26 protein-coding genes are annotated in these 22,155 nt (G+C 70.6%); 10 read left to right on the forward strand and 16 right to left on the reverse strand.

Annotation, left to right across the window (positions count from 1 at the left end; genetic code table 11):
• Positions 1 to 16: 16 nt before the first annotated feature.
• On the reverse strand, positions 17 to 784 hold the full coding sequence (locus AC07DO_RS20845) for an HAD family hydrolase (RefSeq protein ID WP_479061486.1): 768 nt from the start codon (positions 782 to 784) through the stop codon (positions 17 to 19).
• Positions 785 to 1,690, reverse strand: coding sequence for a winged helix-turn-helix domain-containing protein (locus tag AC07DO_RS20850; protein WP_479061624.1), 906 nt, complete (start codon positions 1,688 to 1,690; stop codon positions 785 to 787).
• A gap of 125 nt (positions 1,691 to 1,815) precedes the next feature.
• Here AC07DO_RS20850 and AC07DO_RS20855 point away from each other — a divergent pair, with 125 nt between their 5' ends.
• A complete protein-coding gene (locus tag AC07DO_RS20855; RefSeq protein WP_150217692.1) occupies positions 1,816 to 2,004 on the forward strand; it encodes a hypothetical protein in 189 nt (62 codons plus the stop codon).
• 82 nt (positions 2,005 to 2,086) lie between these two features.
• On the opposite strand, the gene AC07DO_RS20860 is transcribed toward AC07DO_RS20855, so the two are convergent.
• Complete coding sequence (locus AC07DO_RS20860) at positions 2,087 to 2,992, reverse strand: FadR/GntR family transcriptional regulator (protein WP_479061488.1); 906 nt, start codon at positions 2,990 to 2,992, stop codon at positions 2,087 to 2,089.
• Positions 2,993 to 3,152: 160 nt separating this feature from the next.
• Here AC07DO_RS20860 and AC07DO_RS20865 point away from each other — a divergent pair, with 160 nt between their 5' ends.
• On the forward strand, positions 3,153 to 3,338 hold the full coding sequence (locus AC07DO_RS20865; RefSeq protein ID WP_479061490.1) for a hypothetical protein: 186 nt from the start codon (positions 3,153 to 3,155) through the stop codon (positions 3,336 to 3,338).
• Positions 3,339 to 3,476: 138 nt separating this feature from the next.
• Here the strand turns inward: AC07DO_RS20865 and AC07DO_RS20870 are convergent, their stop codons facing one another.
• Positions 3,477 to 4,094, reverse strand: coding sequence for an RsiG family protein (locus AC07DO_RS20870; RefSeq protein WP_479061492.1), 618 nt, complete (start codon positions 4,092 to 4,094; stop codon positions 3,477 to 3,479).
• Between the two features lie 165 nt (positions 4,095 to 4,259).
• Between AC07DO_RS20870 and dtd the strand changes: the two genes are divergently transcribed.
• Positions 4,260 to 4,697, forward strand: a complete 438-nt coding sequence (gene dtd / locus AC07DO_RS20875; RefSeq protein ID WP_471428716.1) for a D-aminoacyl-tRNA deacylase — start codon at positions 4,260 to 4,262, stop codon at positions 4,695 to 4,697.
• A gap of 15 nt (positions 4,698 to 4,712) precedes the next feature.
• Here the strand turns inward: dtd and ygfZ are convergent, their stop codons facing one another.
• The 3 genes from ygfZ to AC07DO_RS20890 are packed head-to-tail and all read right to left on the reverse strand — an operon-like array spanning position 4,713 to position 6,730.
• On the reverse strand, positions 4,713 to 5,678 hold the full coding sequence (gene ygfZ / locus AC07DO_RS20880; RefSeq protein WP_479061495.1) for a CAF17-like 4Fe-4S cluster assembly/insertion protein YgfZ: 966 nt from the start codon (positions 5,676 to 5,678) through the stop codon (positions 4,713 to 4,715).
• Between the two features lie 34 nt (positions 5,679 to 5,712).
• Positions 5,713 to 6,141: a Fur family transcriptional regulator gene (locus AC07DO_RS20885; RefSeq protein WP_479061497.1), complete on the reverse strand. Its 429-nt coding sequence runs from the start codon at positions 6,139 to 6,141 to the stop codon at positions 5,713 to 5,715.
• A 16-nt stretch (positions 6,142 to 6,157) separates the two neighbouring features.
• A complete protein-coding gene (locus AC07DO_RS20890; protein WP_479061499.1) occupies positions 6,158 to 6,730 on the reverse strand; it encodes a heme-binding beta-barrel domain-containing protein in 573 nt (190 codons plus the stop codon).
• A 249-nt stretch (positions 6,731 to 6,979) separates the two neighbouring features.
• Between AC07DO_RS20890 and AC07DO_RS20895 the strand changes: the two genes are divergently transcribed.
• Positions 6,980 to 7,243, forward strand: a complete 264-nt coding sequence (locus AC07DO_RS20895; RefSeq protein ID WP_479061500.1) for a DUF3099 domain-containing protein — start codon at positions 6,980 to 6,982, stop codon at positions 7,241 to 7,243.
• A gap of 106 nt (positions 7,244 to 7,349) precedes the next feature.
• Here AC07DO_RS20895 and AC07DO_RS20900 read toward each other — a convergent pair whose 3' ends face one another.
• The 7 genes from AC07DO_RS20900 to AC07DO_RS20930 form a co-directional block, all read right to left on the reverse strand.
• Positions 7,350 to 7,637, reverse strand: a complete 288-nt coding sequence (locus AC07DO_RS20900; protein WP_062773190.1) for a DUF1416 domain-containing protein — start codon at positions 7,635 to 7,637, stop codon at positions 7,350 to 7,352.
• Between the two features lie 34 nt (positions 7,638 to 7,671).
• Positions 7,672 to 8,517 (reverse strand): sulfurtransferase, encoded by an 846-nt coding sequence (locus AC07DO_RS20905; RefSeq protein ID WP_479061502.1) that lies wholly within the window; start codon positions 8,515 to 8,517, stop codon positions 7,672 to 7,674.
• Positions 8,518 to 8,663: 146 nt separating this feature from the next.
• On the reverse strand, positions 8,664 to 8,744 hold the full coding sequence (locus AC07DO_RS20910) for a putative leader peptide (protein WP_350893136.1): 81 nt from the start codon (positions 8,742 to 8,744) through the stop codon (positions 8,664 to 8,666).
• 194 nt (positions 8,745 to 8,938) lie between these two features.
• A complete protein-coding gene (locus AC07DO_RS20915; RefSeq protein ID WP_479061504.1) occupies positions 8,939 to 9,691 on the reverse strand; it encodes an LmeA family phospholipid-binding protein in 753 nt (250 codons plus the stop codon).
• 111 nt (positions 9,692 to 9,802) lie between these two features.
• Positions 9,803 to 11,122, reverse strand: a complete 1,320-nt coding sequence (locus AC07DO_RS20920; RefSeq protein ID WP_479061506.1) for a hypothetical protein — start codon at positions 11,120 to 11,122, stop codon at positions 9,803 to 9,805.
• Positions 11,123 to 11,127: 5 nt separating this feature from the next.
• A complete protein-coding gene (locus AC07DO_RS20925) occupies positions 11,128 to 11,382 on the reverse strand; it encodes a MoaD/ThiS family protein (RefSeq protein WP_150169506.1) in 255 nt (84 codons plus the stop codon).
• 16 nt (positions 11,383 to 11,398) lie between these two features.
• The gene (locus tag AC07DO_RS20930) at positions 11,399 to 12,244 is read right to left on the reverse strand and encodes an alpha/beta hydrolase (protein WP_479061507.1); all 846 of its coding nucleotides are present in this window, start codon (positions 12,242 to 12,244) and stop codon (positions 11,399 to 11,401) included.
• Between the two features lie 239 nt (positions 12,245 to 12,483).
• On the opposite strand from AC07DO_RS20930, the gene AC07DO_RS20935 reads away from it, so the two are divergent.
• The 6 genes from AC07DO_RS20935 to AC07DO_RS20960 all read left to right on the forward strand — a co-directional run bounded on the left by AC07DO_RS20935 (position 12,484) and on the right by AC07DO_RS20960 (position 18,450).
• The gene (locus tag AC07DO_RS20935) at positions 12,484 to 13,272 is read left to right on the forward strand and encodes a response regulator transcription factor (RefSeq protein ID WP_479061509.1); all 789 of its coding nucleotides are present in this window, start codon (positions 12,484 to 12,486) and stop codon (positions 13,270 to 13,272) included.
• A gap of 23 nt (positions 13,273 to 13,295) precedes the next feature.
• Positions 13,296 to 14,318: a LacI family DNA-binding transcriptional regulator gene (locus tag AC07DO_RS20940; RefSeq protein ID WP_150184855.1), complete on the forward strand. Its 1,023-nt coding sequence runs from the start codon at positions 13,296 to 13,298 to the stop codon at positions 14,316 to 14,318.
• Positions 14,319 to 14,442: 124 nt separating this feature from the next.
• Positions 14,443 to 15,462, forward strand: a complete 1,020-nt coding sequence (locus tag AC07DO_RS20945) for a S1C family serine protease (RefSeq protein WP_479061511.1) — start codon at positions 14,443 to 14,445, stop codon at positions 15,460 to 15,462.
• Between the two features lie 89 nt (positions 15,463 to 15,551).
• Positions 15,552 to 16,289, forward strand: coding sequence for a response regulator transcription factor (locus AC07DO_RS20950; RefSeq protein ID WP_479061513.1), 738 nt, complete (start codon positions 15,552 to 15,554; stop codon positions 16,287 to 16,289).
• Positions 16,286 to 17,785 (forward strand): sensor histidine kinase, encoded by a 1,500-nt coding sequence (locus tag AC07DO_RS20955; protein WP_479061514.1) that lies wholly within the window; start codon positions 16,286 to 16,288, stop codon positions 17,783 to 17,785. Before AC07DO_RS20950 ends, AC07DO_RS20955 begins: the two co-directional genes overlap by 4 nt.
• 11 nt (positions 17,786 to 17,796) lie before the next feature.
• Positions 17,797 to 18,450 carry a flavin reductase family protein gene (locus AC07DO_RS20960; protein WP_479061516.1) on the forward strand — a complete coding sequence of 218 codons (654 nt, stop codon included), beginning with the start codon at positions 17,797 to 17,799 and terminating at the stop codon, positions 18,448 to 18,450.
• Between the two features lie 10 nt (positions 18,451 to 18,460).
• Here the strand turns inward: AC07DO_RS20960 and AC07DO_RS20965 are convergent, their stop codons facing one another.
• Together AC07DO_RS20965 and AC07DO_RS20970 are read right to left on the reverse strand one after the other, a co-directional pair.
• Positions 18,461 to 19,765, reverse strand: a complete 1,305-nt coding sequence (locus AC07DO_RS20965; protein ID WP_479061517.1) for an LmeA family phospholipid-binding protein — start codon at positions 19,763 to 19,765, stop codon at positions 18,461 to 18,463.
• 126 nt (positions 19,766 to 19,891) lie between these two features.
• Positions 19,892 to 21,727 (reverse strand): bifunctional metallophosphatase/5'-nucleotidase, encoded by a 1,836-nt coding sequence (locus tag AC07DO_RS20970; protein WP_479061518.1) that lies wholly within the window; start codon positions 21,725 to 21,727, stop codon positions 19,892 to 19,894.
• Between the last annotated feature and the right edge of the window lie 428 nt (positions 21,728 to 22,155).

The raw sequence follows: 22,155 nt of genomic DNA on the forward strand, positions 1-22,155 counted from the left end.
TGCTCCACCTGCTCCTTTACGGCGCCTTCGTGTCCCCGATGGCGTATACAACCCTGGAGAGGCGTTCGAGAGAGTCGACCAGGTGTTCCGCGCCGGCGTTACGCAGCAGCTGCGCCTTGCGTTCGTTGCGCGCGTACCCGAGGAAGCGCACACCCGCGCGCCGCGCCGCCACGTAGTCGGACGGCGCGTCACCGATCATCAGGGTCGCCCGCGGCTCCGCCCCCATGGCGCGCAGCGCCCGTTCGACGCAGTCCGGGTCGGGCTTGAGCAGGCTGAGGTCCTGGGTGCGGCCGTATATGTGGGGGGCAAAGCAGTCCAGGGTGCCGCGGCGCTCCAGGTACCTGCCCACCGCGCACGGCGCGTTGTTGGTCGTCACCGCGAGCCGGGCGCCGACCGCCGTCCAGGTGCGGATCAGCGGGTCGACGTACGCGGTCGGCATGGCCGTCGTCACGGCGGTCAGCTCCTGCCGCGTGAGCCACTGCTCCAGCTCGGCGACGAGGTCGCTGCGGGGGTGCCTGCGGTCGACGGCACGCAGCACGACGTAGGGGTCGGGCTCCTCCTTCTCCTCGGCGGTGAGCAGCCCGCGCAGCCCGCGCTCCTTCAGCCACTGGACCAGGTCCCGCGCCACGTCCGCCGCCGGCCGCCCGGCGAAGAGGCGGCAGATGGGTCCGTCGAAGTCGAAGAGCACGAAACGGACGGGAGCGACCACGTCCCGCAACCGTTCGGTCTCATCCGCCGCCGATTCGGTCGGCGTCGCGTCGGACTGCGTCGAATCAGATGTCATTTAAGAGAGTGTCAGGTCAGAAGTGATCGTTTCCCAGAGGGCGTCGAACCAGTTCTGCGACTCGTCGACGAAGACCGTGTCGCGGGAGGTGTCATCGGCCTTCTCGAAGGAGAAGACCGGGGCCTTGATGCCCCCGGCGTCCCAGATGTCCATCACCTCGGTCGCGCCGTCGGGCACGTCGAACTCCACGGACGTGGGCGCCAGCGTGTAATACGCCAACAACGCCTCCCGCCCGTTCAGCAGATACAGCTTGACCGGCGTCGTGAACGGCAACGCGCGGAACGTGACGTCGACGTCGATTCCGTGGGAGGCGCGCAGGGCGCGCAGGTTGTGGCGGAGCACCTGGCCCTGCGCGTTGCGCTGCGCGTGCCAGCGCTGGTGGAGCCGCTCCCGGCCCGCCTCGCCGCCCTCCATCGGCACGGGGAACGCCAGCTCGATGTCGCTGCTCGGCAGCAGGATCCGCGCGGTGATCGACTGGGGGCGCAGGCGGCCCTCGTGGATCAGCCGTACCGGCTCGCCGAGCGCGATCATCAGGGTTTCCGCGGTGTACGAGACCACGTCGATCCGCACGTGCGGCTCGGCGAAAGCCGCTGCCAGGCGTGGGGCCAGGGCGACCATGGACGGCTGGGGCTCCTTGCCCACGGGGGGCGGTGCCGACTGTGCCACCCGGGGTGGGCTGCCCTTGCTCACGTTGGACAGCAGGCCCTCGGCCTGGAGCTTCTTCATCGCCTGGCGTACGGCGCCTCGTTCGACGCCGAACTCCTCGGCGAGTTCCGCCTGGGTCGGCAGGCGTTCGCCCGCTTTGAGTTCGCCCGCCCGGATGCGGTCGCGGAGGGTGTCGGCGATGTCCTGTGGGGTGAGTCTTCTGCTGCCGTTCACTGCCACGTTCTCCTGGGTCACGACCAGACGATACAACTGACCGCCATCTTTGGGGAGTTGTCGCGAAGTTGTTTATGGATAGTCGCCAAGTGGGGACAACCTCAACAGAGTTGGTTGCCAACTAGCTCAAGATGGCAGAAGGAGGAACCACCATGCCCGCCATAGCCCTCCTCGCAGCCGTGGTCGCCGTCGCCCTGGAACAGCTCGTGCAGTGGAAGTACGGCCCGATGGGCATCGTCGGCCTCCTTCTGCTGACCGTGGGCGTCAAGGCGAAGAACGCCACCTGCAGTTCCATCGGAGCCGTCGTCCTCGCCCTGATGGTGACGGGTCCGGCCGGCTGATCCGGCTGATCCGGCGGCCGGGCGGGGCCCCGTAAGAATCCCGCGAGGACCCCGCGAGGACCCCGCGCGGGCCCAGGGGCGCTCAGCCCGCCGCCAGCTCCAGATCTCGACTGATCGTGTTCCAGAGGGCGTTGAACCACAGATGGGACTGTTCCACGAACGTCGTGTCCCGCAACCCGCCCCCCTCCTTGAACGGAAAGAGCATCGACTGCGTGCCCTGCGCGTCGTACATCTCCAGGGACTCCTTGCCGATCTCCTCGTCCCGCTTGGTGAGCGTGTAGTAGGCGAAGAGCGCCTCGACGCCGTTGATCAGGTACAGCTTCACGGGCGGCGTGAACGGCAGCGCGCGGAACTGCACCGATACGTCGATGCCGTGCGACGACCGCAGCGCGAGGAGGTTGTGGCGCAGCACCTGCCCCTGCGCGTTGCGCTGGTCGAGCCAGCGCCGGTGCACCTGGTCGCCCTGGTGGTCCCCTCCGTCGACCGGCGCGGGGAAGGCGAGGTCGATGTCGCGGCTCGGCAGCAGCACCCGGACGTCGACCTTGGCCGGTTTCCGCTGTCCTGCGTGGATCCGGCGCAGCGGTTCGCCGATGGCCATGGTGAGCGAGATGGACGTGAGGCAGAGCGCGTCTATCTCCACGTGCGGCGCGTCGAAGGCGGACGCGATGCGCGGGCCGAGGCCGACCGTCGTGGGCTGCGGCCGCACCTCGCCGGGACCGGCCGAAGCACGCTCCGCGGTGTCCGCGACCGTGGCGGGGCTCCCCTTGGACACATTGGACAGCAGATGCTCACGGTGCAGGATGCGCAGCGCTTCCCGCACCGCTCCGCGCTCCACGCCGAACTCGTCGGCCAGTTCGGCCTGCGTCGGCATGCGCTGGCCGGGCCGCAGCGACCCGGTCCTGATGCGGTCGCGCAGCACGTCGGCAACCTCTCGGTGACTCCGCTGCGCTCGCTTGCGCCCCTTGACGGCGGCGGGTTCGGTGCTCACAACCAAACAGTACAACTTCGCGCCATCTTAGGGGAGTTGCAGGAAAGGTGGTTATGAGTCGACTCCCAGCGGAGATAAGTCAGTTGAAGTTGGTAGCCAACTTCGGCGACCTGGTCAGACCCTCCCGGGGTTGGCCACCAGCCCGAAAGAGGGGAACGTCATGCCGCTCATCGCCCTCGTCGTCGCCGCTCTCGCCATCGCGTTCGAACAGCTCGTCCAGTGGAAGTACGGGCCGCTCGGCATCGTCGCCTTCGTCCTGCTGACCATCGGGATCAAGGCCAAGAACGTCAAGCTCAGCGGCGTCGGAGCGGGACTGCTCGTCCTGCTCCTCGCCCAGTCGGGCTGATCCGCCCGGCCACCAGGCCCGGCTGACGGGGCTCCCATCCGGAGGGGAGCCGGGAGTCCGGTCGGTCGTAAGGGGGCTGAGCCCCGGTCCACTGCTACGGACGGACCGGGGCTCAGAACATGTCGCGGGCCGCCCCGCTCACAGCAGCAGGTCGTCGACCTGCGCCTCGCCCACCCGGTACCGCCGCGCGATCTCCGCCGAGCAGTCGTCCGCCGTGTGCTGCAGCACCTGTCTGCGCCGGGACACCTGCTGTTCGTAGCGGACGAGGCGGCCCATGGCCGCGTCCAGCTCGTCGTCGGTGCGTGCCTCCAGGTCGGAGAGTTCGACGTCGGCGAGCATCTCCGTGGCCAGGAGGCGGGACTCCTCGCCGAGGGGGGTGCCGAGCGTGACATGCCGGGCCGAGGAGCGGTGGCGGGCCGGGGCGTCCCTGAGGATCTCCGCGAGCCGGCCCACGACCGTCGTCTCCGGCGCGGGCGCCGGGGAGTCCGCCGAGCCGGGCGCCCCGCGGCGCGCGATCTCGGCGCGCAGGATGTCGATGCGCCCTTGCAACAGCCTCCGCACATAGCTGAGGTCGGCCTCGTCCTGCTGCGCCGTCCTGCGCAGTTCACGGAGCTCCGGCAGGCGCAGCGCGGCCAGGTCGTGCTGGGGCACCTCGGGCAGCAGCCGACCTCCCGTGCGCTGCGCCGGCGGCCGCGCGCTCTGCGTGCGCCGCAGCGAGATGCGCCCCGGTGTCTGCCCCGTACTCGATGTGCTCATCATCTGGCTCTACCCGTCCCCTCGACCGGCCGCCGCGGTCCACCGCGTGTGAGCATGGTGCCACCCCAAGTGGCCGCTATGTGGCCGAGTGCCCGGAATCGGCCCCGGATGGGGGGATCGTGTGCCCGTCCCGGACGCCTCGTGCGGCACGGCATGATGGGCCGTATGCGAGCAGTGGTGCAGAGGGTCGACGGCGCGAGCGTCGTGGTGACCGGCGAGGACGGCCCCGAGACAGTGGGCGAGATCAGCGGCGAGGGCCTGTGCGTCCTGGTGGGCGTCACCCACGACGACACCAAGGAGAAGGCCGCCCAGCTGGCCCGCAAGCTGTGGTCGGTGCGCATGCTGGCCGACGAGAAGTCGTGCAGCGACATCGACGCGCCGCTCCTGGTCATCAGCCAGTTCACGCTCTACGGAGACGCGCGGAAGGGCCGCCGCCCCACGTGGAACGCGGCGGCCCCGGGACCTGTGGCCGAGCCCCTGGTCGACGAGGTGGTGTCGCAGCTCCGTGCCCTGGGGGCGACGGTCGCGACGGGCCGCTTCGGGGCGCAGATGCGGGTGGGCCTGACGAACGACGGCCCGTTCACGGTGCTGATCGAGATGTGAGCGCGCGGGCGCCCGCTACGGCTCCACGACGACTTCCTGGGCCGCGGCGGTGTCCCCCGCCACGAGCCCCGCGTCAAGCGGCACGTTGCGCTTGACGAGGCCCAGCGCGATCGGCCCGAGCTCGTGGTGCCGTACGGCCGTGGTGATGAAGCCGAGCTTGCGGCCCTCGGCGCCCTCGCTCGCGAGGTGCAGCGGCGTCCCGGCCGTCGGCAGGTGCACCTCGCTGCCGTCCAGGTGCAGGAAGACCAGGCGGCGCGGCGGCTTCCCCAGGTTCTGGACGCGGGCGACCGTCTCCTGGCCGCGGTAGCAGCCCTTCTGCAGGTGCACCGCGGAGTCGATCCAGCCCAGCTCGTGCGGGATGGTGCGGTGGTCGGTCTCGAAGCCGAGGCGCGGCCGGTGGGTCTCCACGCGCAGCGCCTCGTACGCGAGGAGGCCGGCCGCGGGGCCGTTCCCCTCGGCGTACGTCTCCAGGTCCGTGCGGGGCAGGAACAGGTCGCGGCCGTGCGCGGTCTCGCGTACGACGACGCCGTCCGGGACCGGCGCGATGGAACCGGCGGGCAGGTGCACGACGGCGATGTCGTCGGTGCGGTCGGCGACCTCGACGCGGTAGAAGAACTTCATGCTCTCCAGGTACGCGATGAGTGCGTCCTGCGTGCCGGGCTCGACGTGCGCCCAGACGGTCTCGCCGTCGTCGACGAGGGAGAGGTGGTGCTCGATGTGGCCGTTGGCGGAGAGGATCAGCGCTTCGGTGGCCCGGCCCGCCGGCAGGTCGCTGACGTGCTGGGTGAGCAGCAGGTGCAGCCAGCTCAGCCGGTCGGAGCCGGTGACGGTGACCACGCCGCGGTGCGAGAGGTCGACGAAACCGGTGCCGTCGGCGAGGGCGCGCTGCTCTCGGAACAGTTCGCCGTAGTGGGCGGCGACGCCTTCGTCCACGCCCTCGGCGGGGACGGCGCCGGGCAGGGACAACAGGGGGCTCTTCATGTTCACAAAGACTACGACCAGCCCGCGCCCGTGCTTATTCCGAGTCCCTGCACTTCCCGCACTGCCCGAAGATCGCGAAGTGCTTCAGGTCGGTGTCGAACCCGAACGTCTTCCGCAGTTTGTCGGTGAACTCCGCGGCGATCTCGGTGTCGGCCTCGATGACGTCCGTGCAGTCCCGGCAGACCAGGTGGATGTGGTGGTGCCGGTCCGCGAGGTGGTAGGTCGGCGCGCCGTGCCCGAGGTGGGCGTGGCTGACCAGACCCAGCTCCTCCAGGAGCTCCAGGGTGCGGTAGACCGTGGAGATGTTGACCCCCGACGCCGTCTTGCGCACTTCGCAGAGGATGTCGTCGGGGGTCGCGTGTTCCAGGGTGTCGACGGCTTCGAGGACAAGCTGTCGCTGCGGCGTCAGCCGGTAGCCGCGCTGACGCAGGTCGCTCTTCCAGTCGGAGTCGGTACTCGCCACACCCAGAAGTCTAGGCTTACTTGAAGAAAGCGATGCCGTCGTCGGGCAGATCGCCGAGGTTGCGGGCCATGTCGGCGACCTCTTCGGGGGTGACGACCTTCTTCAGCTGGGCCGACATGTAGGGCCGCAGCGGGACCTCGGGGGTCTGCTTCTCGCCGACCCACATCAGGTCGCCCTTCACGTAGCCGTAGAGGCGCTTGCCGCCGGTGTACGGGCCGGAGGCCGCGGTGCGGGCGACGGCGTCGGTGGCCAGGTCGATCTGCGGCTTCTTGTCGGCCAGCTCGCCGTACCAGACCTCGACGACGCCCTCGTCGCGGACCATGACGACCTCGACCTTGCGGTCCTTGTCGATGCGCCAGAAGCCGGACTCGGTCTCCAGGGGCTTCACCTTGTTGCCCTCGGAGTCAAGGATCCAGCTGTACGAGCGGTACTCGATGAAGTCCCGGCCGTCATGGGTGAAGGAGACCTCCTGGCCGAAATTCGCCTTCTCGGCGCCGGGGAAGTCGGTGACGCCCGCGCCCGCCCAGTTGCCGAGGAGCCAGGCGAGGGGGACGAGGTCGGGGTTCAGGTCGGACGGAATCTCGATCATGGGATGCTCAGGCGATCTGTGGAGGTGGCGGTGGCGGGGGTCAGCGCTGGCCCTGGTACAGCTTCTTCACGGTCAGCCCGGCGAAGGCGAGAACGCCGACGCAGACCAGAACCAGCAGGGCGGAGAAGAAGGCCTCAAGCACGGGGTGCTCCTCGGTGAGCGGTTGGGGCAGGTATCAGAGCCGGTCCCACTGTAGTCGGGCGGCGCCCGTCCCTCTCTGTGAGGTCCCTCCGGACGTACGCTGGGTGTATGTACGCGCGAAGGCGCCGGCTGTACTTCGCCATGATGGGGACCTGTGTCGGTCTGTTCGTCCTGGCCTGGGGTGTCGTGCGGCTCTGGTCGATTCCCGTGGCCGTCGGGATGTGCGTCGTGGCGATGGTGATCCCGCCGCTGGCCGCGATGACGGCGAACCGCCGGGGGCCGGACGACCGCTGGTGGGACGACCCCAGTGGGGACCGGAAGTCCGACGAGTGGTGGGACGAGCTGGACGGCAAACGCAGACGTCAGGGGTAGCCGAAGGGCCGCACCCCGTTCCAGTGGCGTCCAACCCCCCTGGGGTGCGGCCCTTCAGCCGTTCTCGGCGCGGTGTGCGGACCGCGCTGTGTGATGCAGACCGCGATCAGACCGCGATCGCGACCTCCGCCAGACCGCCCGTCCGGGCGACGACCGTACGGTCCGCGGTGCCGCCGGGGATCAGCGCCCGGACGGTCCACGTGCCCTCGGCGGCGTAGAAGCGGAACTGTCCGGTGGCCGAGGTGGGGACCTCGGCGGTGAACTCGCCGGTCGAGTCGAGCAGGCGCACGTAACCGGTGACGGGCTCGCCGTCGCGGGTCACCTGGCCCTGGATCGTCGTCTCACCGGGCTTGATCGTCGAAGCGTCGGGGCCGCCGGCCTTTGCTCCACACATGGGTACTCCTGAGGGGAAGAGAAGGTCGGGAGGGTTACTTGTTGGCGCCGAGCTCGATCGGCACGCCGACGAGCGAGCCGTACTCGGTCCAGGAGCCGTCGTAGTTCTTGACGTTGGTCTGGCCGAGCAGCTCGTGCAGGACGAACCAGGTCAGGGCCGAACGCTCACCGATGCGGCAGTAGGCGATGGTGTCCTTCGCCAGGTCGACCTGCTCGTCCTCGTAGAGGGCCTTGAGCTCGTCGTCGGACTTGAAGGTGCCGTCGTCGTTGGCGTTCTTCGACCACGGGATGTTGCGGGCGCTCGGCACGTGGCCGGGGCGCTGCGACTGCTCCTGCGGGAGGTGGGCCGGGGCGAGCAGCTTGCCGCTGAACTCGTCGGGCGAGCGCACGTCGACCAGGTTCTGGGAGCCGATGGCGTTGACGACGTCGTCGCGGAAGGCGCGGATCGACGTGTCCTGGGGCTTGGCCTTGTACGAGGTGGCCGGGCGGTTCGGGACCTCGGAGCCGTCGACCAGGTCGCGGGAGTCGAGCTCCCACTTCTTGCGGCCGCCGTCGAGGAGCTTCACGTCCTGGTGGCCGTAGAGCTTGAAGTACCAGAAGGCGTACGACGCGAACCAGTTGTTGTTGCCGCCGTAGAGGACGACGGTGGAGTCGTTGGCGATGCCCTTGGCCGAGAGGAGCTTCTCGAAGCCCTCCTGGTCGATGAAGTCACGCCGGACCGGGTCCTGGAGGTCCTTGGTCCAGTCGATGCGGATCGCGTTCTTGATGTGGTTCTTGTCGTACGCGGAGGTGTCCTCGTCGACCTCGACGATGACGACCTTCGGGTCCTCGATGTGGGCCTCGACCCAGTCGGCGTCTACCAGGACGTCGCTGCGGCTCATGCTTCTCTCCTCCGGGGCAGTTACGGCGGTGCAAAGGGGCGTGCGCGGTACGGGAGGTGCGGGGAGGCACGGCGTACGTACGCACGGGGGAGGCCCTGACGGATGGCGTCAACAGGCCGGGGGAAACGCGGGGATGGGGCGTCCCGCTAGAAGGTGCGACAGAGCATGGCGGCGACGCGGCACAGGTCCACTGCCCGCCGCTTCGTGAGGTCCGCCTGTCGGTGCATGGGTCCGATCGTAGGGACGGAGGGGTGGCCGTGTCACCGGCGCTCCGCATGCTGAGACACGATCGTCCATGATGTGGGAATCGTTGAAGCCCGCGGCCGCCCCGGCGGCGCCGCGGACTGCCCCGCACCCCTGTCGCATCCGCCCCCCGGACGCCTCCGTCTCGTACTGCGGACGAGCCCTTGGGAGGGGCGGGTCAGCCCGCCAGGCGCACGTGGGAGCCGGACACCGACATGTCGACGCCGTCCGGTGCCGCCTCGACCTTCTCCAGCTTGATGCCGGCGGGCAGGTCCTCGATCTTCTGGTCGAAGTCGGTGACGTTGCGGGCCGTGCCCTCGGGGAGCGGGATGGAGACGCCCAGGACGTTCAGGCTCTTGGGGATCCGGTCGGCGTGGACCCGGATGTTGTCGCCCTCGACGCGGACCGAGCTGAGCACGTGGACGGGCTTGGGGAGCTTCGCGCCGCCCTTGCTGACCTCGACCTCGACCTTGATCTTGCCGTCGCCGCCGTCGGAGAGGCCGACGACCCGGCCGGTCGCGCCGAGCGGCAGCTCGACGGGCTCGGACTTGCTGGCCTTCAGGAGCTCGTCGTACGAGACGTGGGCGGTGCCCGTGGCGGTCGCGGCGGTCGCGGAGCTGTAGTCGCTCGAGAACTCGACGCCCTTCATGTGGGCCGTGAGGTCGGCGATGCGGATGGAGTCGGAGCCGGACTTGGCGTCGTAGTCCTTGATGCCGACCTCCACGTCGTCGAGCTCACCGCCCATCACCTGAGTGAGGAAGGGGAAGCCCTTGATGGAGACGTCGGGCGTCTCGCTCAGCCCCTCGCTGGTGCGCATCTTGTCCGCCGCCTCGCCCTCGGCGAAGTTCACGGCGAGCCGGTCGGCCGCCACGAAGAGACCCCCGAGGATCACGACGACGATCAGAAGTGTGCGTATGGCTCGCTTGCTCATGTCCGGTGTTCCCCCACCTGGTCCCCCGAGTCAACTGTCGTTTCCGCGAGCCTAAAGGACAGGTCCCCGGCCGGAGAGACCGGCGGGGGACCTGTCGACCAGCTGTGACGATCAGCCGATGGCGCGTCCGAGGACGTAGACGGCCGGGGCGGCGGCCGCGAGCGGCAGTGCGACGCCCGCCGTCATGTGCACGAAGCGCGACGGATAGTCGTAGGCGGCGACGCGGTGCCCGATCAGCGCGCAGACCCCGGCGCCGAGCGCGAGCAGCGCGCCCTCGCTGCCGTAGTCCGTCGTCCCGCCGACCGCGATCCCGGCGCCCGCGGCCGCGAGCAGCGCGACGACCACGGAGGCGGCGGTGGGCAGCGGGAGCGCGCGGGCGAGGATCGCGACGGCGACGGCGATGCCGCCCACGGTCACGGCGTCGGCCGCGGCCGCGAGGTGCCCGGCCGCGACGATCGCGAGCGCCGACGAGGCGACCGTGGCCATCAGCCCGTACATCCGCTCGTCGGCCCCCGCGTGGCTGCGCAGCTGCAGCACGAGGACGAGCAGCACCCACACGCCGAGGGTACCGAGGACGGCGGCGGGCGCGTCCTCCTTGCCGACGGCGAGCAGCGCGACGTCCGCGACGACACCGCCGAGGAACGCGAGCGCGATGCCCTGTCGCGCGGGCCACATGCCGTTGAGCCGGAACCATCCCGCGGCGGTCACGGCCTGCAGCAGCACGAGCGGTACGAGCAGCGCGTACGGCCCGACGGCGGCGCCCGCGGCGAGCAGCAGGCCGAGCACGGCGGTCAGCGCGGCGGGCTGCATCCCCGGCTCGATGATCGGCGAGCGGCCCTCGGCGCGGGCGCGCTGGGCGTCGGTGATGCGGGGGTTGCCGGTGGTGGTGGCGGGGCCGTACGAGGACGGGTCGGTGGCGGCGGGCTCCCGGGCCGGCTCCGGTTCCGGCGCGGGCGAGGGCGCGGCCGCCGGAGCCGCGCTCTGCGGCGGCAGGTACGCCGTCTCCGTCACGTCGACCGCGGCGGGCGCCTGGTGCCCCACCTGCGTCTCCCAGGTCTGCCCCTCCCACTGCTGGGTGTGGTGCTCCTGGCCGTACTGCTGCTGGGGCTCGGCGTAGTACTGCTGCTGGTGCTGGTGCTGCTGCGGCTGCGGCTGCGGCTGCGGCTGCGGCTGCGGCTGCGCGTACGGCCGGCCGTACTGGTCCTGGCCGTACTGATCGTGACCGTATTGCTGCTGGGCGTAGTACTGCTGCTGGTCCGGGTACCGCTGCTGCTGGTGGTCCGGGTACGGCTGCTGCTGGTCCGGGTACTGCTGATGCGGCTGCTGCTGTTGTGGCTGCTGCTCCGGATACGGCTGCTGTCCGGGGTACTGCTGCGGATACGGCTCGTACCCGTCGTACCCCTCGTACCCCTCGTAGGGCTGATCGGACATGGCGCTCATCCTCCTGCGAACGGCGGGAGCACCTCGACCGTGCCGCCCTCGGCCAGCCGTACGGTCTCATGCCTCCGGGTCCCGACGGGGGCCCCGTCGACCAGGAAGGAGCAGCGCTGCAGGACCCGGACGAGTTCACCGGGATGCCGCTCGCGTGCGGCGTCCAGCGCGTCGGCGAGCGTCGCCGCGTCGTACGGCTCCTCGGCGACGCCCGCGGCCGCCTTGGCAGCGGCCCAGTAACGAATGGTGCCGTTCACCATGCGACTCCCCTTCCTTTCAGTCGGCGGTTGCCGACGTCCATGATGCCGTGGCCCACGAGGCGATCCGTCCGACGAGCGCGTCGGACGCCGCGTGCTCCGCGTGTCCCATGCCCTCTTCCAGCCACAGCTCCGCCCCGCCGTCGGCGGCCGCGGCGAGCATCCGCGGATGGTCGAGCGGAAAGTACGGGTCCCGGTCGCCGTGGACGACGAGCAGCGGCGTCGGGGCGATGAGCGGGACGGACTCGACGGGCGAAAGGGGGACGGGGTCCCACTCGTGCGGGTGGATTCTCGTCCGCAGTCCGAAACGGCCGACGGCGCGTCCGGCGGGCCGGGTGACGACCCAGTGCAGCCGCCGCATCGGCGCCGTCCCCCGGTAGAACCACCGCGCGGGGGCACTCACCGCGGCCACCGCGTCGGTCCGCGCTTCCGTGCGCCCCCTGTGCAACGCGGCGTGACGGAGGACGACCGAGCCGCCCATCGAGAAACCGACGGTGACCACGCGCGCGTACCCGAGGGACCGCGCCCACTCCACCGCCGCGGCGAGGTCGAGCACCTCGCGGTCGCCCACCGTGGAGTGCCCACCGGAGCCGCCGTGGCCCCGGAACGAGAAGGTGATCACGGCCGCACGCTGGGCGAGGACTCCCGCGATCCGGCGCACGTGCGGGCGCGCGAGGTCCCCCGAGAAGCCGTGCGCGACGACGATCGCGAGCTCACCGGAGGGGTCGGGCCCGGGGTCGTGGGCGGCCTCGATGGCCACTCCGTCCTGTGTACGGAGCGTGGCCCTCTGCTGAACGCCGCGCTGACCGCGAGTGAGCTGAGGCACAGAAGATCGCGCCTCGTGACCTGCCCGACCGGAGTTCATGTGGGCTATTCTGCTCGGCAGAGGATCCGGGCAGCGCAGCCCCCGGGTCCTTTCGTGCTTTCCGGGCCCCGGGCGCGGGCCCCGGAAGTGCGCGGAGTTTTCGTACGAAGCAGTGCCGTAAACGCCCCCAAGCTCCAATGAGCAGGGGGGAACCCCTCCGCAGGGACCGAGGAGGAACCAGACGTTATGGGCGAGCGAAACGTGCACGAAAGTCGGACGACCCGGGCAGGTGGTCGGCGGTGAGCTCACTGCTGCTCCTGACCAATGCCCTCCAGCCGTCGACGGAGGTGCTCCCCGCTCTCGGCCTGCTCCTTCACAACGTGCGCGTCGCCCCCGCGGAGGGCCCCGCTCTCGTCGACACCCCCGGTGCCGACGTCATCCTGATCGACGGGCGCCGCGACCTCCCGCAGGTCCGCAGCCTCTGCCAGCTGCTCCGCTCCACGGGGCCCGGCTGTCCGCTGGTCCTCGTCGTGACGGAGGGCGGCCTCGCGGCCGTCACCGCGGACTGGGGCATCGACGACGTGCTCCTCGACACGGCGGGCCCCGCCGAGGTCGAGGCCCGGCTCCGGCTCGCGATGGGCCGCCAGCAGATCACCTCCGACGACTCCCCCATGGAGATCCGCAACGGTGATCTCTCGGTGGACGAGGCGACGTACAGCGCGAAGCTGAAGGGCCGGGTCCTCGACCTGACCTTCAAGGAGTTCGAGCTGCTCAAGTACCTGGCGCAGCACCCGGGGCGGGTCTTCACGCGCGCCCAGCTGCTCCAGGAGGTGTGGGGCTACGACTACTTCGGCGGCACCCGCACGGTCGACGTGCACGTGCGGCGGCTGCGGGCGAAGCTCGGCGTCGAGCACGAGTCGCTGATCGGCACCGTCCGCAACGTCGGCTACCGCTTCGTCACACCGGAGAAGGTGGAGCGCGCCGCCGACGGCGAGAAGGCGAAGGCCGCCACACCCCGTGCTCAGGAAAACGGCGGTGGCCCGGCGCCCGCTCCGAAGGAAGCTGCCGTACGCCCTGCCCAGCGGTAGTTCCATCCGCGTAGACTCCGCGCGTGGCCAAGGTGACTCGGGATGACGTGGCAAGACTTGCGGGTACTTCGACCGCGGTCGTCAGTTACGTCATCAACAACGGACCCAGGCCGGTCGCCCCGGCCACGCGCGAGCGGGTACTCGCCGCGATCAAGGAGCTGGGCTACCGGCCCGACCGTGTTGCCCAGGCCATGGCCTCGCGGCGCACGGACCTCATAGGCATGATCGTGCCGGACGCGCGCCAGCCGTTCTTCGCGGAGATGACGCACGCCGTGGAACAGGCGGCGTCCGAGCGCGGAAAAATGGTCCTGGTCGGGAACTCCGACTACGTGGAGGAGCGCGAGACGCACTACCTCCGCGCCTTCCTCGGCATGCGGGTCTCCGGCCTCATCCTCGTCAGCCACGGCCTGACCGACCAGGCCGCCGCCGAGATCGACGCGTGGGACGCGCGCGTGGTGCTGCTTCACGAGCGGCCCGAAGCGATCGACGACGTCGCGGTCGTCACGGACGACGTGGGCGGCGCGCAGCTCGCCACCCGCCACCTCCTGGAGCACGGTCACGAGTACGTCGCCTGTGTCGGCGGCACGGCCGAGACCCCGACCGTCGGCGACCCCGTCTCCGACCACGTCGAGGGCTGGCGGCGCGCGATGCGGGAGGCCGGGCGGTCGGTGGAGGGGCGGCTCTTCGAAGCCCCGTACAACCGCTACGACGCGTACCAGGTGGGCCTGGAGCTCCTCGCCCGCCCGGACAGACCCACCGCGATCTTCTGCTCCACGGACGACCAGGCGATCGGCATCCTGCGGGCGGCGCGCGAGCTGCGCATCGACGTGCCGGGGGAGCTGGCGGTGGCCGGCTTCGACGACGTGAAGGAGGCGGGGCTCACGGACCCGCCGCTGACGACGGTCGCGTCGGACCGGCCCGCGATGGCGCGCGCGGCGGTGGACCTGGTGCTCGACGACGGGCTGCGGGTGGCCGGGTCGCGGCGGGAGCGGCTGAAGCTGTTCCCGTCCCGGCTGGTGGTGCGGCAGTCCTGCGGCTGCAAGTAGCCGTCCTCGGCTATAAGTAGCCTCCCCCGGCACCGGCGGCCTTTATATCGGGCATACGCACTTCTGCCGGGCTTCTCAGGACGTACTCAGGCAGCTCTCATGTACGCCGGACAGTCTCATAGCCATGACCGAGACCTTCCGCCACAGCGGCGAGTACCCCCAGCAGCAGTCGTCAGCGCCTGTGCCGCCCGGCGGTACGCGGGGCGCCTACCCGCCCCCGCCCGTCTACGCGCCGGAAGCACCTCAGGCGCCCGCCCCGGCCCGGCGTCGCCGCGCGAAGGGTCCGGCGGCTCTCCTCGCCGCCGTCGCGATCGCGGCGGCCGCGGTGGGCGGCGGCACCGCGTACGCCGTGCAGACGCTGACCGACAACGACGGCGGCTCCTCCGCGACCAGCACCGACGTCGTGCCGACGAGCAAGAAGGGCACGGTCTCCGGGGTCGCGGAGGCGGTCAGCCCCAGCATCGTCGAGGTCGGCGCCACGACGGCCCAGGGCAAGTCGACGGGCTCCGGGGTCATCACGAAGAGCGACGGCGAGATCGTGACGAACAACCACGTCGTCGCCGGCGCCACGTCGGTCAAGGTGCGGACGAACGACGGCAAGACGTACGACGCCGAGGTCGTCGGGACGGACAGCAAGAAGGATCTCGCCCTCATCCAGCTGAAGGGCGCGTCCGGGCTCAAGCCGGCCACCCTCGGCAACTCCGACAACGTCAAGGTCGGCGACGAGGTCGTCGCCATCGGCTCCCCCGAGGGCCTCACCGGCACGGTCACCAGCGGCATCGTCTCCGCGCTCGACCGCGACGTCACGGTCGCCACGGGTGAGGGCCAGGAGCAGCCGCAGGACCCGCAGGGCGGCTGGCCGTTCGAGTTCGACGGGCGGCAGTTCAACGGCGACACGGGCTCCGCGAAGACCACGTACAAGGCACTGCAGACCGACGCCTCGCTCAACCCCGGCAACTCCGGCGGCGCCCTCATCGACATGAACGGCAACATCATCGGCATCAACTCGGCGATGTACTCGCCCAGTTCGTCGCAGAGCGGCGCGGAATCGGCGTCCTCCGGCAGCGTCGGCCTCGGCTTCGCCATACCCATCGACGCGGTCAAGGACGACCTCGGCAAGCTGCGCTCGGGCTCGAAGACCTGACCTGGGGCGCTGTCGCCGCCCTCGCGTGCGACGCTGATACCGGCCCTGTCATGTCCGCCGATCCGCCGACCCGAGGAAGTCCACATCCCATGAGCCCCGCCGAAGGCGACCGCACCGGTGACCGCGAGCAGCTGCGCATCCTGATCGTGGACGACGAACCCGCCGTGCGGGAGGCGCTCCGGCGCAGTCTCGCCTTCGAGGGGTACGGCACCGAGGTCGCGGTCGACGGCGCCGACGCGCTGGAGAAGGCCGCGGCGTACCGCCCCGACCTCGTCGTCCTCGACATCCAGATGCCCCGCATGGACGGCCTGACCGCCGCACGCAGGCTCCGCTCCGCAGGATCGACCACCCCGATCCTGATGCTGACCGCGCGCGACACCGTCGGCGACCGCGTCACGGGACTCGACGCGGGCGCCGACGACTACCTCGTCAAGCCGTTCGAGCTGGACGAGCTCTTCGCCCGCATCCGCGCGCTGCTGCGCCGCAGTTCGTACGCGCCCGGGGCCGGGCAGGACGCTGAGGGAGACACGCTCGCCTTCGCCGACCTGCGGATGGACCTCGCGACGCGCGAGGTCACGCGGGGTACGCGGACGGTGGAGCTGACCCGCACGGAGTTCACCCTCCTGGAGATGTTCCTCGCGCACCCGCGCCAGGTCCTGACCCGCGAGCAGATCCTCAAGGCGGTCTGGGGCTTCGACTTCGAGCCGTCGTCCAACTCCCTCGACGTGTACGTCATGTACCTGCGCCGCAAGACGGAGGCGGCCGGCGAACCGCGCCTCGTGCACACGGTGCGGGGCGTCGGGTACGTGCTGCGGGGCGGCGAGTGAACAGGGTCCTGCGACGGTTCCGGGGACTGCCACTGCGGTCGCGGTTGGCGTTGCTGGTGGCTACGGCGGTGGCGTTGGCGGTCGCGGCGGCGGCGGTGACGTGCTGGTTCGTGGTGCGCAACGCGCTGCTGGACTCGTTGGACGACGCGTTGAGCGGCAACCGCCCGAAGCCGGGCGAGGTGAGCCAGCAGATCGACATCGACGCGATGGGGGGCGGCGCGCGCTGCCTGCGCGAGATCCCGAGCCGCGACCAGCCGGACCTCTACAAGCAGATCATCCAGGTCGTCGCCAAGAACGGCTCGAACTGCATCCTGCTGGGCCGCCAGTCGATCGAGGTCGACGCCTCGGACACCGCGGTGGCCGCGCGCGAGCGGTCGGCGACGTACCACGACACCACCGCGGCGAACGGCGAGAAGTACCGGGTCTACACGTACCCGCTGGAGGACTACCCCCAGCTGCAGCTCGCCGTCTCCGTGGCGCGCCCCTTCAGCGAGATCGACGACACCCTCGACAACCTCGCCCTGATCCTCCTCGTCGTCGCCGGCATCGGCGTCCTGGGCGCGGGCGCCGCGGGGCTGTGGGTGGCCCGCACGGGGCTCCGCCCCGTGGACCAGCTGACCGCGGCCGTGGAACACGTGGCCCGCACCGAGGACCTGAGCCTGCGCATCCCCGTCGAGGGCGACGACGAGATCGCCCGGCTCTCGGAGTCCTTCAACTCCATGACCGCCTCGCTGGCGTCCTCCCGCGACCTCCAGCAACAGCTGATCGCGGACGCGGGCCACGAACTCCGTACCCCGCTCACCTCCCTGCGCACGAACATCGAGCTCCTCGCCCGCAGCGAGGAGACGGGCCGGGCCATCCCGCCCGACGACCGCAAGGCACTGCTCGCGTCGGTCACCGCGCAGATGACGGAACTGGCCGCGCTCATCGGCGACCTGCAAGAACTCTCCCGCCCCGACACGGGGACCGAGGACGGGGACGGGGACGCCGGCGGCAAGATCCAGGTGATCGCCCTGCACGACCTCACCAGGGCCGCCATCGCCCGTGCGAGGCTGCGCGGCCCCGAGGTGACGATCACCGCGGAACTGGCCCCCTGGTACGTACGCGCGGAGCCCCCCGCCCTGGAGCGCGCCATCGTCAACGTCCTGGACAACGCGGTGAAGTTCAGCCCGCCGGGCGGCACGGTGGCGGTCACCCTGGACCGCGGCCGCCTGACCGTACGGGACCACGGCCCCGGCATCCCCGCGGACGAACTCCCCCACGTCTTCGACCGCTTCTGGCGCTCCCCGTCGGCCCGCTCGCTCCCCGGCTCGGGCCTGGGCCTGTCGATCGTGGCCCGTACGGTGCGCCAGTCGGGCGGCGAGGTGACGCTGGAGGCGGCGGAGGGCGGCGGAACGGCGGCGACGGTACGGCTGCCGGGGGCGGCCACTCCGCCGCCGGAGACCCCATGGTCGGCGGCCGATACTTCGGCGGGCACCGAAACGCCCGCCTCCTAGCGTTCCGAGGCATGAACAACGCCACGCGACAAGGGGCCGAGACGGCCGCCGACGATCACCTCTCCGTAACCCCCAAGGTCCTCTACTTCGGCACCCCCGTCGCCCTCCTCACCACCACGAACCCCGACGGCACGGCGAACCTCGCGCCGATCTCGTCCCTCTGGGCGCTCGGACGGACCGTGGTGCTCGGGCTCGGGGCCGAGGGGCGTACCGGGGCCAATCTCGCGGAGCGGCCGGAGTTGGTGATCAATCTGCCCTCCGCCGACATGTGGTCGGCGGTGGAGCGGCTCGCGCCGCTGACCGGGGTGGATCCGGTGCCCGCGGCCAAGCGTGCGCTGTTCCGGTACGAGGCGGACAAGTTCGCCGCCGCGGGCCTGCGTCCGCAGGAGTCGGTCGCGGTCGGGCCGCCGCGGGTCGCCGAGTGCCCGTTGCAGTTGGAGGCGACGGTGCGCCGGACGACGCCGGCCGGGCCCGCGGGGGAGTTCCGGACCGTGGAGTGCGACGTCGTGCACGTGCACGCCGCCGCCTCCGTCGTCGTCCCCGGCACGCAGCACATCGACCCGGAGGTCTGGAACCCGCTCGTCTACAGCTTCCGGCACTACTTCGGGCTGGCCCGCCCACGGCTCGCCGCGAGCTTCCGCTCGGAGACCGCGGACCGGGCGTGACCCTGTGGCTCTACTGGCCGATGCCGATGCCCGAGCCGGCGATCCGGACCCGGATGCCCTCCTTCTCCACCGTCACGTCCTTCAGCGACACCGTCCCGGCCCCCGGCAGCTTCGGCAGCTGGAAGGCGAGGGTGAGGCGGTCGGCGAGGACGGGGCGGGTGAGCTGGGAGAGGCCGTTCAGGAGGGCGGGGTCGAGGCCGAGCTTCTTCAGGAGCTCGGGGTGGCCCATCGCCACGTCGATGAGGTTCAGGCCCATGACGTCGTTCACGAAGCGCGGCGAGCCCGTGAGCTCGTTGAGCTTGGCGTCGCTCTTCAGGGCCTCGCGGACCACGTTCCGCGGTACGCCGAGCCGCTCGACGATCGCCGGGACGGACAGCAGCGCCTTCGCCTTCGAGGTTTCCTCGGCGACGCGGTCGGCGGACTTCTGCGAGAGGTGCAGGCCCTCCGACTCCCGCGCCCCCGGACGGTACGTCGCCAGGTCGCCGAGTTGCAGGCTCATCCCGCCGATGTCGGTGGAGATGCCGCGGTCGCCGTTGCGCTGGATGCGCGCGTCGGCGCGGACCTTCAGATCGTGCCCGGCGACGGGCAGCGTGCCGCGCGCGAGGACCTGGTCGTCGCCGTGGCCGGTGAACGTGACCTGGGAGGCGCCCAGTTCGCGGTTGAGGTCCTCGAAGGAGAGCAGGACCTCACCGTTCATCTCGCCGATGCTCGCGCCCTTGATCGACGTGGGCCCGTCGCCGTTGATCGTGACGTTCGTGGCGGTCGCGGAGACCTTCGCGAGCGAGACCCGGTCGGCCGCGACGTCGGGGACGGTGACCTTCACCTTGTCGACGCGCTTGTCGAAGACCTGGGTGAGGAAGGGAAACCCTTCGATGTCGACCTCGGGCGCCGCGCTCAGGTTCATCTGGTCCTTGAGCTTCTCCGCGGCCTCGTGCTCGGCGTAGAGCAGCGCCCAGCGGTCGCCGAGCGCGAGGAACGCGGCGGCGACGAGGACCGCGACCAGGGCCTTCGCGGCGAGCGGAAGCCCCGCGAAGCGGTTGCGGCGGCGGCTGCCGCGCCGGTGGTTGGGCGGCGTCCAGGGCTTCTCGGCCTCGGACCCGGCCGTGTCGCCCCCGCTCTTCTCCTCGTGGAGGAACTCCTCCAGCGGGTTCGGCGCGAGCGCGGCGAGCTCGTCGTACGGATTGGTGTACGAGGCGGCGGGGAGCTTGGCCGTGTCGTTCCGGCCGTCGTACGGGCCGTCGTTCCGGTGGTCTTCGTGCTGGTTCAGGGGGGCGTCGTCCGTCGGTCGCGTGGCTATGCGGTGGGGGGAACGCATCAGAGGATCTCACCATACGTTCACACCCCACCCCAAGCCTTACACCCGGTAACGCCCGGTTTCGGCGGCTTCTTTAACGCGCTGTTTTCATCACACGCCACCCGCGGTCCACCGGACGTACACTCCCTACTTCACGATCGTGATGCGGTCCGCCTTCGGCGGCGCGATCGGCTTGTCCGCCGAGGAGTTGGCGGTCAGGTAGTCGCTGAACGCCTTCAGGTCGTCGCTGCCGACGACCGGCTTCGTCCCCTTGCCGAGCTCCGCGAAGCCGTCGCCGCCGCCCGCGAGGAACGAGTTCATCGCGACGCGGTAGGTGGCCGCCGGGTCGATCGCCTTGCCGTTCAGCCTGATGGAATCGGCGACGACGCGGTCGGCACCGCTCTTGGTCATGTCCAGCGTGTACGTCAGCCCCTCCGACACCTGCAGGATCTTCGGCGAGGCCTCGTTCGACCCGCTGACCTGCTGCTTCAGCCCGGTGACGAGCTGCGCGCCGGTCAGGTCGACCAGGTTGACGGTGTTGCTGAACGGCTGCACGGTGAACGCCTCGCCGTAGGTGACGACTCCGTCACCCTCGCTGCCGCTCGCCTTGAACACGATGTCGGAGCGGATGCCGCCCGGGTTCATCAGCGCCAGATCGGCTTCCGGGTCGACGAACTTGGCGTGCGCGAGCTGCGCGTCGGAGATGAGGTCGCCGAGCGGGGACTCGGGGACGCCGGCGCCACGCCCCGGGATGTCCCCGGAGATGTACCCCACGGCCTTGTTGGCGACGGGTGCGGCGAGCTTGTCCCAGCGCGAGATCAGCGAGGTCATGTCCGGGGCCTTGGCCTGCTCACGGCTGACGACGTGGTTCGCGGACCGCACGCTCGTCCGGACGATGTCCTTGGTCCTGCGGTCGTACGTGAGCGTGGTGTCGGTGTAGAGCTTCCCGAAGGAGGAGGCCGAGGTCACCATGCGCGGCTTGCCCGCGGGGTCGGGGATGGTGCAGACGTACGCGTTGTGGGTGTGCCCGGTGACGAGGGCGTCGACCTTGGGCGTGATGCCCTTTGCGATGGTGGTGACGGGCCCGGAGATCCCGTCGCCGGCGCCGGGGGAGTCGCAGTCGTAGTTGTACGTCTGGCTCTTCGGCACGCCGCCCTCGTGGATGAGCGTGACGATGGACTTCACGCCCTGCTTGTCGAGGATCTTCGCGTACTTGTTGACGGTCTCGATCTCGTCGTGGAACTTCAGCCCCTTGACCCCGTCGGCGGAGACGATGTCGGGGGTCCCTTCGAGCGTCACCCCGATGAAACCGACCTTGACGCCCTTGTGCTTCCACACCCAGTAGGGCTTCAGGACGGGCTTGCCGGTCTTCTCGTCGGTGACGTTGGCGGCGAGGTACGGGTAGTCGGCCCCCTCGAACTTCTTCCCCTTGCCGTTCTTCCCCTTCTCGAAGCAGCCGTCCTTGGGGTGACAGCCACCGTTCTGCATGCGGGCCAGCTCCTTGGCCCCCTCGTCGAACTCGTGGTTGCCGACGCTGGTGACGTCCAGGTCGAGCTTGTTCATCGCCTCGACGGTGGGCTCGTCGTGGAAGAGTCCCGACAGCAGCGGACTGGCGCCGATGAGGTCGCCGGCGGCCGCGGTGACGGTGTAGGGGTGGCCCTTGCGGGCGGTGCGCAGCGACGTGGCGAGGTACTCGGCGCCGCCCGCGTCGATCTTCTTCTCGCTCCCGTCGGCCTGCTTCTCCGTCACCTGGCCCGAGGACCCGGCGGGCGGCTGGAGGTTCCCGTGGAAGTCGTTGAACGACAGCAGCTGCACGTCGACGGTGCGCGAGTGCTTCCCCCCGCTCCCGCCCCCCGGGTGATCCTGCCCCGCGCTGGCGGGCAGGGACGCGGCCAGCGCCCCCACGGTGGCGAGCCCCGCCGCGACGGCGAGAACACGGGTGGCACGACGCCTGGGCCGTCGATGCTTGGGTATGGCGGACACGTGTTCCCCCCGGGGGTTAGGAGTACGAGAAGACGGAAACCGTCGGAAGCCTAGAGTCAACGCGCGTAGCGCAACAGAGGGTTGCTGGTTACAGCCTGATTGCCCTTGAGCGACACGACGACGTACACCGGCTGTTCCAGCCCGTCCGGGGAACGTCCCATCCCGTCCGGGGGGGGACATCCCAGCCCGTCCGGCGTTTGAGGACGAGCGCGCAGCGCGATGCACCCACCCACAGCCCGGGGGACATCCCAGCCCGTCCGGCGTTTGAGGACGAGCGCGCAAGCGCGATGCACCCACCCACAGCCCGGGGGACATCCCAGCCCGTCCGGCGTTTGAGGACGAGCGCGCAGCGCGATGCACCCACCCACAGCCCGGGGGACATCCCAGCCCGTCCGGCGTTTGAGGACGAGCGCGCAAGCGCGATGCAC

It is taken from the genome of Streptomyces sp. NPDC045678, from assembly GCF_056432085.1.

Excerpts from the sequence above, each read along its gene's own strand:
- AC07DO_RS20905 (WP_479061502.1), bottom strand. The coding sequence starts at position 8,517 with ATGAGCCGCAGCGACGTCCTGGTAGACGCCGACTGGGTCGAGGCCCAC.
- AC07DO_RS20900 (WP_062773190.1), bottom strand. The coding sequence starts at position 7,637 with ATGTGTGGAGCAAAGGCCGGCGGCCCCGACGCTTCGACGATCAAGCCC.
- AC07DO_RS20865 (WP_479061490.1), top strand. The coding sequence starts at position 3,153 with ATGCCGCTCATCGCCCTCGTCGTCGCCGCTCTCGCCATCGCGTTCGAA.
- AC07DO_RS20915 (WP_479061504.1), bottom strand. The coding sequence starts at position 9,691 with ATGAGCAAGCGAGCCATACGCACACTTCTGATCGTCGTCGTGATCCTC.
- AC07DO_RS20855 (WP_150217692.1), top strand. The coding sequence starts at position 1,816 with ATGCCCGCCATAGCCCTCCTCGCAGCCGTGGTCGCCGTCGCCCTGGAA.
- dtd (WP_471428716.1), top strand. The coding sequence starts at position 4,260 with ATGCGAGCAGTGGTGCAGAGGGTCGACGGCGCGAGCGTCGTGGTGACC.
- ygfZ (WP_479061495.1), bottom strand. The coding sequence starts at position 5,678 with ATGAAGAGCCCCCTGTTGTCCCTGCCCGGCGCCGTCCCCGCCGAGGGC.
- AC07DO_RS20890 (WP_479061499.1), bottom strand. The coding sequence starts at position 6,730 with ATGATCGAGATTCCGTCCGACCTGAACCCCGACCTCGTCCCCCTCGCC.
- AC07DO_RS20920 (WP_479061506.1), bottom strand. The coding sequence starts at position 11,122 with ATGTCCGATCAGCCCTACGAGGGGTACGAGGGGTACGACGGGTACGAG.
- AC07DO_RS20930 (WP_479061507.1), bottom strand. The coding sequence starts at position 12,244 with ATGAACTCCGGTCGGGCAGGTCACGAGGCGCGATCTTCTGTGCCTCAG.
- AC07DO_RS20895 (WP_479061500.1), top strand. The coding sequence starts at position 6,980 with ATGTACGCGCGAAGGCGCCGGCTGTACTTCGCCATGATGGGGACCTGT.
- AC07DO_RS20925 (WP_150169506.1), bottom strand. The coding sequence starts at position 11,382 with ATGGTGAACGGCACCATTCGTTACTGGGCCGCTGCCAAGGCGGCCGCG.
- AC07DO_RS20945 (WP_479061511.1), top strand. The coding sequence starts at position 14,443 with ATGACCGAGACCTTCCGCCACAGCGGCGAGTACCCCCAGCAGCAGTCG.
- AC07DO_RS20965 (WP_479061517.1), bottom strand. The coding sequence starts at position 19,765 with ATGCGTTCCCCCCACCGCATAGCCACGCGACCGACGGACGACGCCCCC.
- AC07DO_RS20845 (WP_479061486.1), bottom strand. The coding sequence starts at position 784 with ATGACATCTGATTCGACGCAGTCCGACGCGACGCCGACCGAATCGGCG.
- AC07DO_RS20960 (WP_479061516.1), top strand. The coding sequence starts at position 17,797 with ATGAACAACGCCACGCGACAAGGGGCCGAGACGGCCGCCGACGATCAC.
- AC07DO_RS20870 (WP_479061492.1), bottom strand. The coding sequence starts at position 4,094 with ATGAGCACATCGAGTACGGGGCAGACACCGGGGCGCATCTCGCTGCGG.
- AC07DO_RS20950 (WP_479061513.1), top strand. The coding sequence starts at position 15,552 with ATGAGCCCCGCCGAAGGCGACCGCACCGGTGACCGCGAGCAGCTGCGC.
- AC07DO_RS20910 (WP_350893136.1), bottom strand. The coding sequence starts at position 8,744 with ATGCACCGACAGGCGGACCTCACGAAGCGGCGGGCAGTGGACCTGTGC.